Genomic DNA, 14,058 nt, shown 5'->3' with positions numbered 1-14,058 from the left:
CGGGCGTCCTGCAGAGCCTAGGGGCGCAGGGCGCGCAGCAGGAGATCGGCGAGGTGGTCGGCGACTTCCTGGGGGCTCATGGGGCCGTCGGCGCGGTACCAGGTGCCGAGGTGGTGGACGGAGCCGAAGTGGTAGTCGACCACCAGGTCGGCGGGGGTGGCGGTGGCGAAGACGCCGGAGCGCTGGCCCTCCTCGACGAGGGCCCGGAACCGCTCGTGGTACTGCCGGCGGGCGGCCCTGACCTGCCGGCTCTTCTCGGGGCTGAGCTGGTGCATGGACCGGAAGAAGATCATCGCGTCGTCGAGGTTCTCGATCGTGGTCACCACGACGTCGGCGGCCGCGGCGCGCAGCCGCTCCTCGACGGGCGCCCCGGATCCGGCGATCGCGTCGAGCCGCTCCTGCTGGAGCCGGAGCATGCGGGCGTAGACCTCGTGCAGCAGGTCGTCCTTGGAGCCGAAGTAGTGGTAGAGGGCGCCCTTGGTGACGCCCGCCGCCTCGACGATCTCCTGGACGGAGGTGCGGTCGTAGCCCCGGTCGGCGAAGAGCCGGGTGGCGGCGGCCAGCAGCCGCTGCGGGACGGGGGCGTCCTCCGCGTCCGTGCCTCTGGCCATGTTCGCCTCCTGAATTTCTGACATGTACGTGTCCTGGTGCCGCACGAGTGTGCCCGGTCAGCGGTCCACCGGCGAAATCCGGCCAGTCGCCGCGGCGCGGTCGCGCAGCTCGCGTCGGAGAATCTTGCCACTGGTGGTCTTGGGGAGGTCCGGGAGGATCTCGACCTCGCGGGGGTATTTGTACGCCGCCAGCCGGTCGGCGCAGTACGCGGCCAGCTCGGCGGGCTCGGCCCCGGCGCCGGGGCGCAGGCTGACGTACGCCTTCACGCTCTCCCCGCGGTAGGCGTCGGGGACGCCGACGACGGCCGCCTCCCGCACGGCGGGGTGGGCGTAGAGGACGTCCTCCACCTCGCGGGGCCAAACCTTGAACCCGGAGGCGTTGATCATGTCCTTCTTGCGGTCGACGACGTAGAGCCAGCCGTCGGCGTCCATGAACCCGACGTCCCCGGTGCGCAGTTCGCCGCCGGGCAGGGCGGCCGCGGTGGCCTCCGGCCTGCGCCAGTAGCCGGGCACGACCTGGGGGCCGCGGACGAGGATCTCGCCGGAGGTGCCGAGCGGCACCTCGGCGCCGCGGTCGTCGACGATGCGCAGTTCGGTGTCCGCGCCCGGGACGCCCACCGACAGGGTGCCGCTGGCGGGGTCGACGGGGGCGCGGCGGTGCGGGGGCACGGAGGCGCAGTGGGCGGTGGTCTCGGTGAGGCCGTAGCCGTTGCGCAGGTCGAGGCCGAGGTCGGCGCGCAGCCGTTCGACGAGCGGCGGCGGCAGCGGGGCGCCGCCGGAGGAGGCGATGCGGAACGAGCGGAAGTGCTCGGGGGTGGCGGCGGGGTGGGCGGCCAGGGCCATGAAGGCGGTGGCCGGGCCGACGGTGTAGTGCGGGCGGTGCTCGAGGAAGGCGTCGAGGACGGTGCCGGCGTCGAAGCGGTGGGCCAGGACGAGGGTGCCGGCGTTGCCGAGGCAGGTGGCCAGCTGGCAGACCATGCCGGTGATGTGGAAGAGGGGCGCGAGGGCGAAGTAGACGGAGCCCTCGGGCAGGGGGTGGGCGGTGCGCTGGCGCTCGGCGTTGTAGGCGAGCGCGCCGTGCGTGTTCATGGCGCCCTTGGGGGCCCCGCTGGTGCCGGAGGTGTAGCTGATGAGCGCGGTGTCGGAGGGGGCGGGCGGCGGCACGGCCGGGGCGGGCAGGCCGCGGTGGGCGGCGGCGAGCAGGTCGTGGGGGGTGTGCGGGGCCTCGGGGGCGTGGCGGGCGTCGCCGGGGGTCAGGTCGCGGTCGTCCGCGGTCAGGACGGTGTGCACGGTCGAGCCGGGGGCGGTGGCGACCGGACGCAGCACCGCCTCCCAGGTGCCGGCCGTGCAGACCACGGCGGACACCTCGGCGTCGCACAGGACGTGGGCCAGCTCCCCGGCCTTGTACATGGGATTGAGGGGGACGACGACGGCCCCGGCCTTCCACGCGGCCAGTACGGCCAGCACGAAGTGCGGGGTGTTCTGCAGCATGACCGCCACCCGGTCGCCCGGGCGCACCCCGCGGGCGGCGAGGTGTCCGGCCACCGAGTCCGAGAGGGCGTCGGTCGCGGCGTAGTCCAGGCGGGTGCCTGCGTACACGAGGGCGGTGCGGTCGGGGGCCCCGCGCGCGGAGCCGCGGAAGGCGTGCAGCACGCTCGGCGGCGGGGCGACGGGGGCCCGCTGGGCATCACTGAGCAGGTGCAGCCAGGGCTTGTCGCGGTAGGGCGTGGCGGGCCCGTCGCGGTCCGGCGCGGCGCGCCCGTCCTCCGTCATGCACCCTCCCACTTCCGTTGCAGGTGGTTCATGCTGCCAAGCCAGCGGTCGGGGTCGGTTGCCCGGGTCCGGTAGTAGTCGGCCACCTCGGGGTGCGGGAGGATCAGGAAGCGGTCCTCGGCCATGCCGGCGAACAGGGCGTCGGCCACGTCCTCGGGCTCGATGGCGGTGGGGGCGAGGACGAGCTCCCCCGCGCTCCCGGCGGCGGTCAGCATGTCCGTGCGCACGCCCTGCGGGCAGATCGCGTGGACGTCGACGCCGCGGTGGCGGTAGGTGAGGGAGAGCCACTCGGCGAAGGCGAGCGCCCCGTGCTTGGTGACGCTGTACGGTGCCGCACCGATCATCGTGAGCAGTCCGGCGGCGGAGACGGTGGAGACGAACCGGCCGCGGCCGCGCTCCAGCCAGTGCGGCAGCAGGGTGCGGGCGGCGCGGACGTGGGCCATGACGTTGGTGTCCCAGGCGGCCGCCCAGACCTCTTCGTCGGCGAAGGCGTCCCCGGGCGAGGACAGGCCGGCGTTGGCGCAGAACACGTCGACGGCGCCGCCGAGGACGTCCGGGGCGGCCGCGGCGACGGCCGAGGCGTCCCCGGGCAGCGCGGTGGCGCCGAGCCGGGCGGCGACCTCGGCGGCCCGGCCCTCGTCGATGTCGTTGACCACCACCCGGGCGCCTTCGGCGGCGAACCGGGCGGCCAGTGCCGCGCCGATGCCCCCGCCCGCTCCGGTGACGACCACTGCCTGTCCCTCGAACGCACCCACGGGATCCTCCGCTCCTCCGGCCGACGGCTCGCGGCGGCATACTAACCAGTCGGTATGGGCACTCGGAAGGGGGTACGGGCGGGTGGCGCACGGCGTGCCGCCCCGACTCCGGTCGAGTTCACCCGTCACGGGTCTGGCCGAGCGGCGGGGGCGGCGGGATGCTGGAGCTCCGGTGCGAGCGGTGGGCGCGGGAGGGGGACGGTCATGCCGGACGTGGGCGTGGGTGTGGGGCCGTACGCGGAGCTGACGTTCGACGCGGACGGCGATCCGGCTCCGGGCGGCCGGGAGGCGGTGGCCGGCCTCGACGCCACGGACCTCGTGGTCTTCTCGCACGGCTGGAACAACGACCGGTCGACCGCGACCCGCCTCTACGACCGGTTCTTCGCCCCCTTCCCGGCCCTGCTGGCCGGCTCCCCCGCCGTGCGGCTCGGGTACGTGGGCGTGCTGTGGCCCTCGATGCGCTTCTCGGACGAGCCGGTCCCGGACTTCGACGCCCCGGCCGCCGCCCCGGCCCCGGACCCCGGTCCGGCGCTGGACGCCGCGACGCGGGCGGCGCTCGGCCGGCTGTGGCCGGGCCGCGCGCGCGAACTGGACCGCATCGCCGAACTCCTGGCCACGCAGCCGGAGTCCGAGGCCGCGTTCGCCGAGTTCGGTTCCCTGGTGCGGGCCTTGACGGGTACGGGCGCCACGCCCGCGCCCACGGCAGCGGCGGCGACAGCGGCGGACGGGGCGGCGGACGGGGCGGTCCGGCCTGCCGGGGACGAAGCCGCCCCGGTGCCGGAACTGTTCGCCGGCGACACCCTCACCGCCTGCCAGGAGCTGCTGGCCGGGCTCGTCGAGACCGGTGGCGGGCCGGCCCCCGCCCCGGGCTTCTCGCCCGTCGGTGCACTGAAGAAGGCCTGGAAGGGCGGCAAGGAGCTGCTGCGCCAGGCCACCTACTACGAGATGAAGAAGCGGGCGGGCACGGTGGGCGAGCGCGGCCTGGGCCCGGTGCTGGCCGGGCTCACCCGGACCCGCCCGGCCGTCCGGGTCCACCTGGTCGGGCACAGCTTCGGAGCGCGCCTGGTGTCGTACGCCCTGCGCGGCGTGCCGGCCGGCGGGCGCCCGGTGAAGTCCCTTACGCTCCTCCAGGGCGCCTTCTCGCACTACGCGTTCGCCGACGCGCTGCCGCACGACCGGGCCCGCGGCGGGGCGCTGCGCGGACTCCAGGCCCGGGTGGACGGACCGGTGGTGTCCTGCCATTCCCACTTCGACGGCGCCCTGCGCGTGTTCTACCCGCTGGCCTCCCGGACGGCAGGGGATTCGGCCTCCTTCGCCGGGTTCGACGCGCGCTGGGGGGCCATGGGGTACGACGGCGTCCAGGGCGTGCCCGGCGCCCCGCGGCTGACCCTGGCAGCGGCCCTGCACGGCGGCCTGCCCCGTACGGGATGCGTCAGCGTGGACGTGGCCGAGGTCGTCCGGAGCGGCGGGGCGCCTTCGGGGGCGCACAGCGACATCTGCCATGCGGAGCTCGCCCGGATCGTGCTCGCGGCGGGCCGGATCGGCAGCTGAGATCCCGCCACGTGCCACCGGGGGCGACCGTGCGCTCCGCATGCCCCGGGCCGCACCCGGGCATGTTGCGCCTGGGCCGTCTCTGCGTCGATCGGGCCGGTCCGGCCCGATCGGCACGACGCCCCCAGCGCCGGTGATGGCTGCCATCGCCTCGGATGGAGCCGGAGCGGCTTCCGGACCGTCTCTCCGTCGGCGCCCACGTTCGAGCGATGGAGGTGAGGGTGCGATGGCGGGATTCCGGAGTCTGGCGGGGCAGGTGCGCGACGCGTCCAACGACCGGGCACTGCGGCGGCATTCACTGCGGCGCTGCCTCGAGCGGTTCGCCCCGTACGGGCACCGGGCGACGTGGTACCACCTGTGCGACCGGCACGGGATAGGACCCGAGGACCGGGGTTGCGATCCGCAGCGGCTGGTGGCCGCCCTGGAGGAGCTGGAGGACGCGCGCGGGGTCTGGCTGACGTACGAGCGGCAGTTCGCGGAGCGGCGCAGACGCGAGAAGCACGACGGGTTGCGCACCCCCGGCTGGGCCTGGAGCGGCGAGGCGGTGGTGCGCTGCGCCGATCCGGGGGTACGGCCCGAGGGCGCGCTGGGTGAGGTCATGCGCCGGCTGGTGCGGGCACTGGAGGACGAACGGCCGGGGTCGGCCTGCCCGGTGTGCGGGGAGACCGAGTTCCTGTGGCTGCCCGGGTCCGTGCGGGAGCCGTGGTACGGGCCGGTGTGCAAGGGCTGCGGGATCGTGGTGCCGCGGCCGGCCCTGACGGTGACGGTGGCGGCCTGAGGGGCCGGTCGACGGGACGCGGGCTGTGCGGCCGGCCCGGCGGGGCGCATGCTGGGGTGATGGTGATCCAGGCGGCCCTCAACGGGGCCCGGAGCGCGGCCGACGGCACCGCGGTGCCTCTCTCACCCGCCGACCTGGCCGCATCGGCCGCCGCCGCGGCGGCGGCCGGGGCCCACGAGGTGCAGGTGCGCCCCAAGACCCCGTGCGGCCGGGACAGCCTCTCGCCCCGGGTGCTGGGACCGCTGCTCGCGGAGCTGCGGTCCCGGACCTCGCTGCCGGTCGGCGTGGACGCGTACACCGGCGGCGACCGGGTGGCCGAGTGGACGGTGCTCCCCGAGCGGGCCGCGGTGGACTGGGCCCTGCCGGACGCGGAGGGGCTGGCCGGGCTGCTGCTGGGACGCGGGGTGGCCGTGGAGGCGGTGGTGCGCTCCGGTACCGGGGCGGCGGCCCGCTTCCTCGGCTCGCCGCTGCGCGGGCGGGTGCTGCGGATCGTCGCCGAGGTGACCGAGCCGGACCCGGCGCGGGCGCCGGAGGCCGCCCGGGACCTGCTGGCCGCGCTCGGCGCAGCGGACCGCCCGGTGCTGGCGCACGGCACCGGCCGGGCCGCCTGGCCGGTGCTGCGGACGGCGGCCGGCCTGGGGCTGGACGTACGGACCGGGCTGGCCGACACCCTTGAGCTGCCGTCCGGCGACCGTGCGGCCTCGAACGCCGAGTTGGTGGCGGCGGCCGTGACCGTACTGCGCGCGGAGCGGGCGGAACCGGGGCGCTGAGCGGGGCCCCGGCCACCGGCGGAGAGGCTCGCTTCGTGGGGCCGTCCCGTGGTGTGTGGGTCCCCTCACCTCTTGACCCGCCATGGCCTGCAGGCCCTGCGGCAGGCCCACCCCTGGGGCAAGGGGCCTCCGGCCCTGGCCTACGGCCACCCCAGGCCCGGGCCTGCCTCCGGACCAGCCTGCCATGACGCCTCAAGAGGCTCCCCCACACACCACGGGACGGCCCACTCCCGCGAGTGGGTGACCGGGTCTTCGGTGGGAGCCGCGAGCCCGGGATCCCGGTCAGAGCCGCGAGCCCGAGATGTGGTCCCCGTGCGTGTCGTCCGGGTTGGACAGGGCGCAGGCCTTGAGGGACAGGCAGCCGCACCCGATGCAGTGATCGAGGTTGTCACGGAGCCGGACGAGCTGGTGGATGCGCTCGTCGAGCACCTCGCGCCAGTTCTCGGAGAGCCGCGCCCAGTCCTCGCGGGTGGGGGTGCGCCCCTCCGGGAGCTGCGCGAGGGCCTCACCGATGGTGACGAGCGGCAGGCCGACGCGCTGGGCGGCCCGGACGAAGGCGACCCGGCGCAGCGTGTCGCGGCTGTAGCGGCGCTGGTTGCCGCTCGTACGGCGGCTGCTGATCAGGCCCTTGGACTCGTAGAAGTGCAGTGCGGAGACGGCGGCGCCGCTGCGCGCGGACAGCTGGCCGACCGTGAGCTCGTGGATCTTCTCTGGAATCTGCGGCACTCCGCCGAGCCTACTGGGCGGCCGGGACGGGCCGCGGCGGGAGTCCGTTGACAGACCCCGCGTGCGCCCCCATGCTGAGCAAGCGCTTGATCAAGGCGCGACACGAGTGGATTCCACAGGAGGCGTGGGCATGGCCGAGCCGAGGATCTTCACTTCCGCCGAGGAACTGCGCGCCGGGGTCGGCGCCCAACTCGGTCCCAGCGACTGGCTGGAGGTGGACCAGAAGCGGATCGACCTGTTCGCCGACGCGACCGGTGACCACCAGTGGATCCACGTCGACCCCGAGCGGGCGGCCGCCGGCCCCTTCGGCTCGACGATCGCGCACGGCTACCTGACGCTCTCGCTGCTGCCCAGCCTGGTCCCGCAGGTGATGCGGGTGGAGAACATGCGGATGGGCATCAACTACGGCACGAACAAGGTGCGTTTCCCCGCCCCCGTGCCGGTCGGCTCGCGGCTGCGCGCCACCGCCCTGATCACCGAGGTGACCGAGGTCGGCGGCGGGGTGCAGGTGGCCGCGACCGTGACGGTGGAGCGGGAGGGCGGCGAGAAGCCGGTCTGCGTGGCCGAGTCGGTCTCGCGCTACTTCTTCTGAGTCCTCGCCGCAGCCGCTTGCTGCCGGCTCGTCACGACGACCGGGGCGCGGCCGCGGGCCGCGCTCCCACCATGCGCAGCACGAGGTCGGCGTAGAGCGCGCCGACCTCGTCGGGGGCGCGGGTGCCGGCCACGCTGAACCAGCGCGCCACGTCGATGCACAGGGACAGCACGGCGAGCGTGGTGCCGGGCAGGTCCGGTACGTCGAACTCGCCGGCCGCCACGCCGTCCGCCAGGATGCGGCGCACGGCCGCGTCGCTCTGCCGGCGCAGGGCCACGATCTCGGCCCGGTGCTCGGGGCCGAGCGCGTCGAGCTCGTACTGCACCACGCGGGCGGTGGTGTGGTGGGCTGCGTGCCAGCGGACGAAGGACCGCACGGCGGCGTCGAGGCGCTTGGCGGCGGTGCCGGGGCCGTCCGCCGCGGTCGTCAGGATCTCCAGGGCCTTGTCGTGCCCGATCCGGCTGATCCGGTGGAGCAGCTCTTCCTTGGTCTTGTAGTGGATGTAGAGGGCGGCCGGGCTCATGCCGGCGCGGCCCGCGATGTCCCGCGTGGTGGTGGCGTGGTACCCGCGCTCCGCGAAGGCCTCCACGGCCGCGATCAGCAGCCGTCGGGCCGCGTCGGGGCTGACCTCCGACCACGGCACGTACTCGCCGGCCGGCTCCGCCGCCGCTGCGTCCATCGCTCGCCCTTCCCCTCGGTGGAGGCCCACCTTACCCGACGGGTGAGCAAGCGCTTAGCCGTCGACCCGGCCCCCCTGGCCGGAAGTCGACGCCCCGGCCCGGCGCTGTCGCCGGCCCTTCGGGCGCCGGCACCGGACGCCGGCACCGGGCGCCCGCCTCAGCGGTCGGCCTCCTGCCGGTCCCGAACCACCTTGGCCAGCGTGAAGGCGGAGGTGGTCAGGTAGAGCACCCCCACGCCCAGGAAGGCGCGCACCCAGCCGTCCGCCTCCAGCCGGTAGATCCCGAGGGCCACGGCGGCCAGCGCGATGGCGAAGGAGGCGACGGCCTGGCCGTAGTACGCCCCCGTGTTCTGCGGTTTGCCCGGTGTCTCGTTCATGCCGCCAGCGTGCGCGCGGGACGTTCGGGGCCGCATCCGTACGCGTACTCAGTCCGCCCCCGGCGGCGTGCGCAGGCGGGGGCGGGCAGGCGGACTCAGAAGGCCGAAACCCCCGTCAGGGCGCGCCCGATGACCAGCTTCTGGATCTGGCTCGTGCCCTCGTACAGGGTCATGACGCGCGCGTCGCGCAGCAGTTTGCCCGCCGGGTACTCGTCGACGTAGCCGTAACCGCCGTGCACCTGGAGGGCGTTGGAGGCGGCCCGGACGGCGGCCTCCGAGGCGAAGAGCTTGGCGGTGGACGCCTCCGTGGCGAACGGCCGCCCCCGGTCGATGAGATCGGCCACCCGCCAGGTCAGCATGCGCGCCGCGTCGAGGTCGACCGCGATGTCCGCGATGAGCTCCTGGACGAGCTGGTGGTGGGCGATGGTGCGGCCGAACTGCTCGCGCTGCCCCGCGTACGCGAGCGCGGCGTCGAGCGCCGCCTGGGCGATGCCCACGCACCCCGCGGCCACCGACATCCGCCCCTTGGCCAGTGCCGACATGGCGACCGAGAAGCCCTTGCCCTGGGGCCCGAGCATGGCGTCGGCCGGCACCCTGACGTCCTGGAGGACCAGCTCGGCGGTGGCCTGGCCGCGCAGCCCCAGCTTGCCGTGGATCTCCCGGCGGACGAGTCCGGGGGCGTCGGCGGGGACGAGGAAGGCGGACACCCCGCGGTGGCCGGGCTCGTCGCCGGTGCGGGCGAAGAGCAGGACGACGTCGGCCCAGGTGCCGTTGGTGATGAACATCTTGCTGCCGTTGACCACGTACGCGTCCCCGTCGCGCACCGCACGGGTGGCGAGGTTCCCGGCGTCCGAGCCGGTGCCGGGCTCGGTCAGGCCGAAGCAGCCGAGCGCCTCGCCCGAGCAGAGCCGGGGCAGCCAGGTGCGCTTCTGCTCCTCGCTCCCCCACGCCGCGATCGTCTTGGCGACGAGCCCGAGCGAGACCGAGACGATGCCCCGCACCGCGGAGTCGCCGCGCCCCAGCTCCTCGGTGACCAGGGCGTACGCGAGGTGGTCGCCGCCGGAGCCGCCGTACTCCTCGGGGACGGTCAGGCCGAGGAAGCCGAGGTCGCCGAGCTTCTTGACGACGGCGCGGTCCACGCTCTCCGCGCGGTCCCACTCGGCGGCGTACGGGACGACCTCGCGGTCGGTGAACTCGCGCGCGAGGCGGCGCACGGCGGCCTGCTCCTCGCTCAGCTCCAGGTTCATCGGCACCTCGGGGGAGGCCGGGCGGGGCCGTAAATTAGCACCGCTAGTTTATTCGGGGCAGGCCTTACTATGTGCCGCATGGCCCGACCGCGCAAGCCCCTGCTGAGCCGAGACCGCATCGTGGAGACGGCGGGCGCGCTGGTGGACGCGGAAGGGCTGGAGGCGCTGTCGACCCGGCGGCTGGCGGCCGCGCTGGGGGTCAGCGGACCCTCCCTCTACAACCACTTCCGCACCAAGGACGAGATCCTCGACGCGGTGGCGGACGCGGTCAGCGCCCGGGTGGACCTGTCGGTGTTCGAGGACGGCCGGGACTGGCGCGAGGCGCTGCACGCCTGGGCGGTCTCCTACCGTCGGGCGCTGGCCGACCACCCCAACATCGTGCCCGTGCTGGCCCGCGGGCCGGGCCGGCGCCCGGCCGGGCTGCGGGTGGCGGACGCGGTGTTCGGCGCGATGACGGACGCGGGCTGGCCGCCGGCGCAGGCCACCCGGATCGGCGCGCTGATGCGGTACTTCGTGATGGGCTCGGCGCTGGGCTCGTTCGCGCAGGGCTTCGTGGACGACCGCGCGGCGTACGACCCGGCCGACTACCCGCACCTGGGCCAGGCGCACCTGCTGGCGGAGCGCGGTCACGAGATCGACGAAGGGGCCTTCGAGACGGGGTTGCGGGCCCTGCTGGACGGGCTGTCGGTGCAGTACGAGACCCTGGTCGGCGACTGAACGGACGCCGTTTCAAGGGGGAATCGTGGATCTCGGCTCGGTGATCGTCGCCGTGGCGGGCGTGGCCGGCACGCTGGGCGGCGCCTTCCTCACCCAGCGGGCCGCCGAAAAGGCCAAGCGCCGCGAGCTGGCGCTGGTGCGAGAGCACGAGGAGGACCGCGAGAACCTGCTGCTGCGGCGCACGTGCTACGTGGAACTCAACCGGGACGCACGGCAGTTCGCCACCGCGCTCAACCGCCACCTGCATGTCATGCGGGAGCGGGGCGCCGAGGAGGCCGACCGGATGGCGCTCGACGAGGCGAAGGGCGCCCACCGCGACCGGCACTCCCAGGCGCAGATGATCGCCCCGGACGGCGTGCTGGTCCGCGCGGGCGCCGTCAACTCCGCCCTGACCTCGCTGTACGGCCAGGTCAAGCGCATGGAACGGGGCGAGCCCGAGCCCGGTGAGACGCCGGAGGGCGTGGAACGGGCGCGGGTGGAGGCCTGGGACCGGATCCGGGCCATGCGCAGCGCGATGCGGGCCGATCTCGGGGTGTCGACCGACCCCGGAGCGCCCGGCGAGACCGGCGTGCGCACCGAACCCGTGCTGCCCGGCCTGACGGGGCGCGACACCCGCCCGGTCGGGGCGGCCGGGCGGGGTGACGTACCGCAAGGGGACGAAGCGGCCCTAGAAGACCACCAGTGACCGGCCGCCCTTGCCGGCGAGCATGGCGTCGAAGGCCGCCGGGATGCCGTCGAGGGTGATCCGGTCGGAGACCATCGAGCCGAGGTCGAGGCGGCCGGCGCGGATGTGCTCGGCCAGCACCGGCAGGTCGCGGGCCGGGTCGGAGTTGCCGTACACGCAGCCCGACAGGGTGCGGGCGAAGTGGAAGATCTCCAGGGCGTGGAAGGAGACCTGCTGCTCCTTGCCGCCGATGCCGACGACGGTGGTGCGGCCGCCGCGCCGGGTGGAGTCCCAGGCGGTGCGGATGGTCGCGGCCCGGCCGACGCACTCGATCGCCACGTCCGCGCCCCGGCCGCCGGTCAGGGCCCGGACGTCCTTGGCCGTGGTGTCGGAGGCCAGGACGAAGTCCGTGGCCCCGGCGGCCCGGGCGAGCTCCTCCTTGGCCGGCGAGACGTCGACGGCCACGACCGGGCCGGCGCCCGCGATCCGGGCGGACTGCAGGGCCGCGAGGCCCACCCCGCCCACGCCGAAGACGGCCACCGACTCCCCTGCGCGCACCCGCGCGTTGTGGTGGACGGCGCCGTAGCCGGTGAGCACCGCGCAGCCGAGGAGCGCGGCCTCGGTGAGCGGGATGCCCTCGGGGGCGGGCAGGACGCAGTTCGCCGCGACGACGGTCTCCTCGGCGAAGGCGGCGACGTTGAGGCCCGGGTGCAGCTCGGTGCCGTCGGCGGTGCGGGCGTGCACGGCGCCGACGCCGGTGAGGGCGTTGGCGCAGAGCCAGACCTCGCCGATGCCGCAGTGGTGGCAGGCGCCGCAGGACGGCGCCCAGTTGAGGACGACGCCGTCGCCGGGGGCGACGTGCGTGACGCCCTCGCCGACGGAGACCACGGTGCCCGCGCCCTCGTGGCCGAGGACGGCGGGGACGGGGACCCTCATGGTGCCGTTGGTGAGCGAGAGGTCGGAGTGGCAGACCCCGGCTGCGGCGAGGCGGACCCGGACCTGGCCGGGGCCGGGCTCGGGCAGCACGATCTCCGTTATCTCCAGGGGAGATCCGACAGCGGGCAGGACGGCGGCGCGGACCACGGGAGCTCCTTCGGGGGTTCGGGGGTCAGAACTGCAGGGACTTGGTCTGGAGGTACTCGGCCAGGCCGTGGGGGCCCAGCTCGCGGCCGACGCCGGACCGCTTGAAGCCGCCGAAGGGCGCCAGGGCGTTCCACCGGCCGCCGTTGATGTCCACCTGGCCGGTGTCCATGCGGCGGGCGAAGGCGACCGCGGTCTCGTCGTCGGCGGCCCAGACCGCGCCGCCCAGACCGTAGTCGGTGCCGTTCGCGATGCGCAGCGCGTCCTCCTCGTCCTCGTACGGGAGGATCGCGACGACCGGGCCGAAGATCTCCTCCTGGGCGATCGTCATCTCGGACGTGACGTCGGCGAAGACGGTGGGGGCGACGTAGTAGCCGGTGGCATGCGGGGCGTCGGCGCCGCCCGTGACGAGGCGGGCACCCTCCTCGACGCCCCGGGCGATGTAGCCGCGGACCCGCTCCAGCTGCTTGGCGTTCACCAGCGGGCCGAGCCGGGTGGCGGGGTCGCGCGGGTCGCCGGCCACGGCCTTGGCGGCCACGTCGGCGGCGAGCGCGACGGCCTCCTCGTACTGGTCGCGGTGGACGAGCACGCGGGTGAGGGCGTTGCAGCTCTGGCCGGAGTTGTTCAGGACGTGGTTGATGCCGACGCCGACGGCCTTGGCGAGGTCCGCGCCCGGCAGGATGACGTTGGCGGACTTGCCGCCCAGTTCGAGGGCCACCCGCTTGACGGCGCCGCCGGCCAGCGCGCCGATGCGGCGGCCGACGGCCGTGGAGCCGGTGAAGGAGACGAGGTCGACGTCCGGGTGCTCGGCCAGGGCCTGGCCGGCCACCGGGCCGGTGCCGGTGACCAGGTTGAAGACGCCGGCGGGCAGACCGGCCTCGTGGACCGCCTCGGCGAACAGCTGCGCCGTCAGCGGGGTGTCCTCGGAGGGCTTGAGGACGACGGTGCAGCCGGCGGCCAGGGCCGGCGCGACCTTGGCGACGATCTGGTGGAGCGGGTAGTTCCACGGGGTGATCGCGGCGACGACGCCGACCGGCTCCAGGTAGACGGTGGAGCTGCCGATCCGCTCCTCGAACGCGTACGAGGCGGCCAGCTCGGCGTACGAGCCCGCCACCGCGATCGGGGCGCCGGCGTGCACCATCTCGGCGAAGCCGCGGGGCGCACCCAGCTCGTCCGTGACGGTGTCGGCGATCTCGGTGCGGCGGGCCACCAGGACGTCCCGCAGGGCGACGAGCCGCGCGGCGCGCTCGGCCGGGGCGGTGGCGGCCCAGCCGCGGAAGGCGGTACGGGCGGCGAGGACGGCGGCGTCGACGTCCGCGGCGGTGCCGGCGGGGACGTGGGCGATGACCTTCTCGGTGGCGGGGTTGACCACGGGGATGGTGTCGCCGCCCGCGGCGGGCCGCCACTCCCCGCCGATGTACATGCCGTCGTGAGCCTTCATCGCATCCTCCCGAGCCACGTGTTGACCGCGGACACACCCGCTGGTCGACCACCCTACAAACTAGCGGTGATAGTTTTCGGCCACCAGGCCGGGGCCCGGACTCGGACGGGCTGGAATGCGACCGCCCGGCGGTGCCGGACGGCCGCCCCCGGGAACGACCGGTCGGGGGGCGCCCCCCCGGGGGGCGCCCCCCGCCCGGGGGCCGCCCCCCCCCCCGGGGGGGCGCGGCCCCGGGGCCGGGGGGGGGGGGGGGCGGGGGGGGGCGCGGGCGCCCCCCCCCCCGGCCGCCCCACCCCC

15 protein-coding genes are annotated in these 14,058 nt (G+C 75.3%); 6 read left to right on the top strand and 9 right to left on the bottom strand.

What is annotated here, in order from left to right; genetic code table 11:
* Positions 1-17: 17 nt before the first annotated feature.
* From ACIQCH_RS36100 to ACIQCH_RS36090, 3 genes are read right to left on the bottom strand one after another with little or no spacing between them, the layout of a single operon-like run.
* Positions 18-611, bottom strand: a complete 594-nt coding sequence (locus ACIQCH_RS36100; RefSeq protein ID WP_402588181.1) for a TetR/AcrR family transcriptional regulator — start codon at positions 609-611, stop codon at positions 18-20.
* Positions 612-668: 57 nt separating this feature from the next.
* A complete protein-coding gene (locus tag ACIQCH_RS36095; protein ID WP_402588179.1) occupies positions 669-2,384 on the bottom strand; it encodes a class I adenylate-forming enzyme family protein in 1,716 nt (571 codons plus the stop codon).
* Entirely contained in the window at positions 2,381-3,139 is a 759-nt protein-coding gene (locus ACIQCH_RS36090) for an SDR family oxidoreductase (protein ID WP_402588177.1), read from the bottom strand. The genes ACIQCH_RS36095 and ACIQCH_RS36090 overlap by 4 nt, the downstream gene beginning before the upstream one ends.
* Before the next feature lie 204 nt (positions 3,140-3,343).
* Between ACIQCH_RS36090 and ACIQCH_RS36085 the strand changes: the two genes are divergently transcribed.
* The 3 genes from ACIQCH_RS36085 (at position 3,344) to ACIQCH_RS36075 (ending at position 6,238) form a co-directional block, all read left to right on the top strand.
* A complete protein-coding gene (locus ACIQCH_RS36085; protein ID WP_402588175.1) occupies positions 3,344-4,690 on the top strand; it encodes a serine-threonine protein kinase in 1,347 nt (448 codons plus the stop codon).
* Between the two features lie 226 nt (positions 4,691-4,916).
* Positions 4,917-5,468: a hypothetical protein gene (locus ACIQCH_RS36080; RefSeq protein ID WP_402588173.1), complete on the top strand. Its 552-nt coding sequence runs from the start codon at positions 4,917-4,919 to the stop codon at positions 5,466-5,468.
* A gap of 62 nt (positions 5,469-5,530) precedes the next feature.
* Positions 5,531-6,238 (top strand): 3-keto-5-aminohexanoate cleavage protein, encoded by a 708-nt coding sequence (locus ACIQCH_RS36075; RefSeq protein WP_402588215.1) that lies wholly within the window; start codon positions 5,531-5,533, stop codon positions 6,236-6,238.
* A 282-nt stretch (positions 6,239-6,520) separates the two neighbouring features.
* Here ACIQCH_RS36075 and soxR read toward each other — a convergent pair whose 3' ends face one another.
* Positions 6,521-6,964, bottom strand: coding sequence for a redox-sensitive transcriptional activator SoxR (gene soxR / locus ACIQCH_RS36070; protein WP_402588171.1), 444 nt, complete (start codon positions 6,962-6,964; stop codon positions 6,521-6,523).
* Positions 6,965-7,094: 130 nt separating this feature from the next.
* On the opposite strand from soxR, the gene ACIQCH_RS36065 reads away from it, so the two are divergent.
* Positions 7,095-7,556 (top strand): MaoC family dehydratase, encoded by a 462-nt coding sequence (locus ACIQCH_RS36065; RefSeq protein ID WP_402588169.1) that lies wholly within the window; start codon positions 7,095-7,097, stop codon positions 7,554-7,556.
* 31 nt (positions 7,557-7,587) lie between these two features.
* Here ACIQCH_RS36065 and ACIQCH_RS36060 read toward each other — a convergent pair whose 3' ends face one another.
* From ACIQCH_RS36060 to ACIQCH_RS36050, 3 genes are all read right to left on the bottom strand, one after another.
* Positions 7,588-8,235: a TetR/AcrR family transcriptional regulator gene (locus ACIQCH_RS36060; RefSeq protein ID WP_402588167.1), complete on the bottom strand. Its 648-nt coding sequence runs from the start codon at positions 8,233-8,235 to the stop codon at positions 7,588-7,590.
* Positions 8,236-8,393: 158 nt separating this feature from the next.
* A complete protein-coding gene (locus ACIQCH_RS36055) occupies positions 8,394-8,612 on the bottom strand; it encodes a YiaA/YiaB family inner membrane protein (protein WP_030193103.1) in 219 nt (72 codons plus the stop codon).
* Positions 8,613-8,707: 95 nt separating this feature from the next.
* The gene (locus ACIQCH_RS36050; protein WP_402588164.1) at positions 8,708-9,859 is read right to left on the bottom strand and encodes an acyl-CoA dehydrogenase family protein; all 1,152 of its coding nucleotides are present in this window, start codon (positions 9,857-9,859) and stop codon (positions 8,708-8,710) included.
* 69 nt (positions 9,860-9,928) lie between these two features.
* Between ACIQCH_RS36050 and ACIQCH_RS36045 the strand changes: the two genes are divergently transcribed.
* Complete coding sequence (locus tag ACIQCH_RS36045) at positions 9,929-10,576, top strand: TetR/AcrR family transcriptional regulator (protein ID WP_402588162.1); 648 nt, start codon at positions 9,929-9,931, stop codon at positions 10,574-10,576.
* Between the two features lie 25 nt (positions 10,577-10,601).
* Entirely contained in the window at positions 10,602-11,261 is a 660-nt protein-coding gene (locus ACIQCH_RS36040) for a hypothetical protein (protein WP_402588160.1), read from the top strand.
* Here the strand turns inward: ACIQCH_RS36040 and ACIQCH_RS36035 are convergent.
* Together ACIQCH_RS36035 and ACIQCH_RS36030 are read right to left on the bottom strand one after the other, a co-directional pair.
* On the bottom strand, positions 11,244-12,323 hold the full coding sequence (locus ACIQCH_RS36035; protein ID WP_402588158.1) for a Zn-dependent alcohol dehydrogenase: 1,080 nt from the start codon (positions 12,321-12,323) through the stop codon (positions 11,244-11,246). The two genes, ACIQCH_RS36040 and ACIQCH_RS36035, sit on opposite strands and share 18 nt — an antisense overlap.
* Positions 12,324-12,348: 25 nt before the next feature.
* The gene (locus ACIQCH_RS36030; protein ID WP_402588156.1) at positions 12,349-13,761 is read right to left on the bottom strand and encodes an aldehyde dehydrogenase family protein; all 1,413 of its coding nucleotides are present in this window, start codon (positions 13,759-13,761) and stop codon (positions 12,349-12,351) included.
* Positions 13,762-14,058: the final 297 nt, after the last annotated feature.

Source organism: Streptomyces sp. NPDC093225 (assembly GCF_044753805.1).
GTDB lineage: Bacteria > Actinomycetota > Actinomycetes > Streptomycetales > Streptomycetaceae > Streptomyces.
Note: the sequence above shows the minus strand (reverse complement) of the source record. Positions and strands in the feature narration are given on the sequence as shown.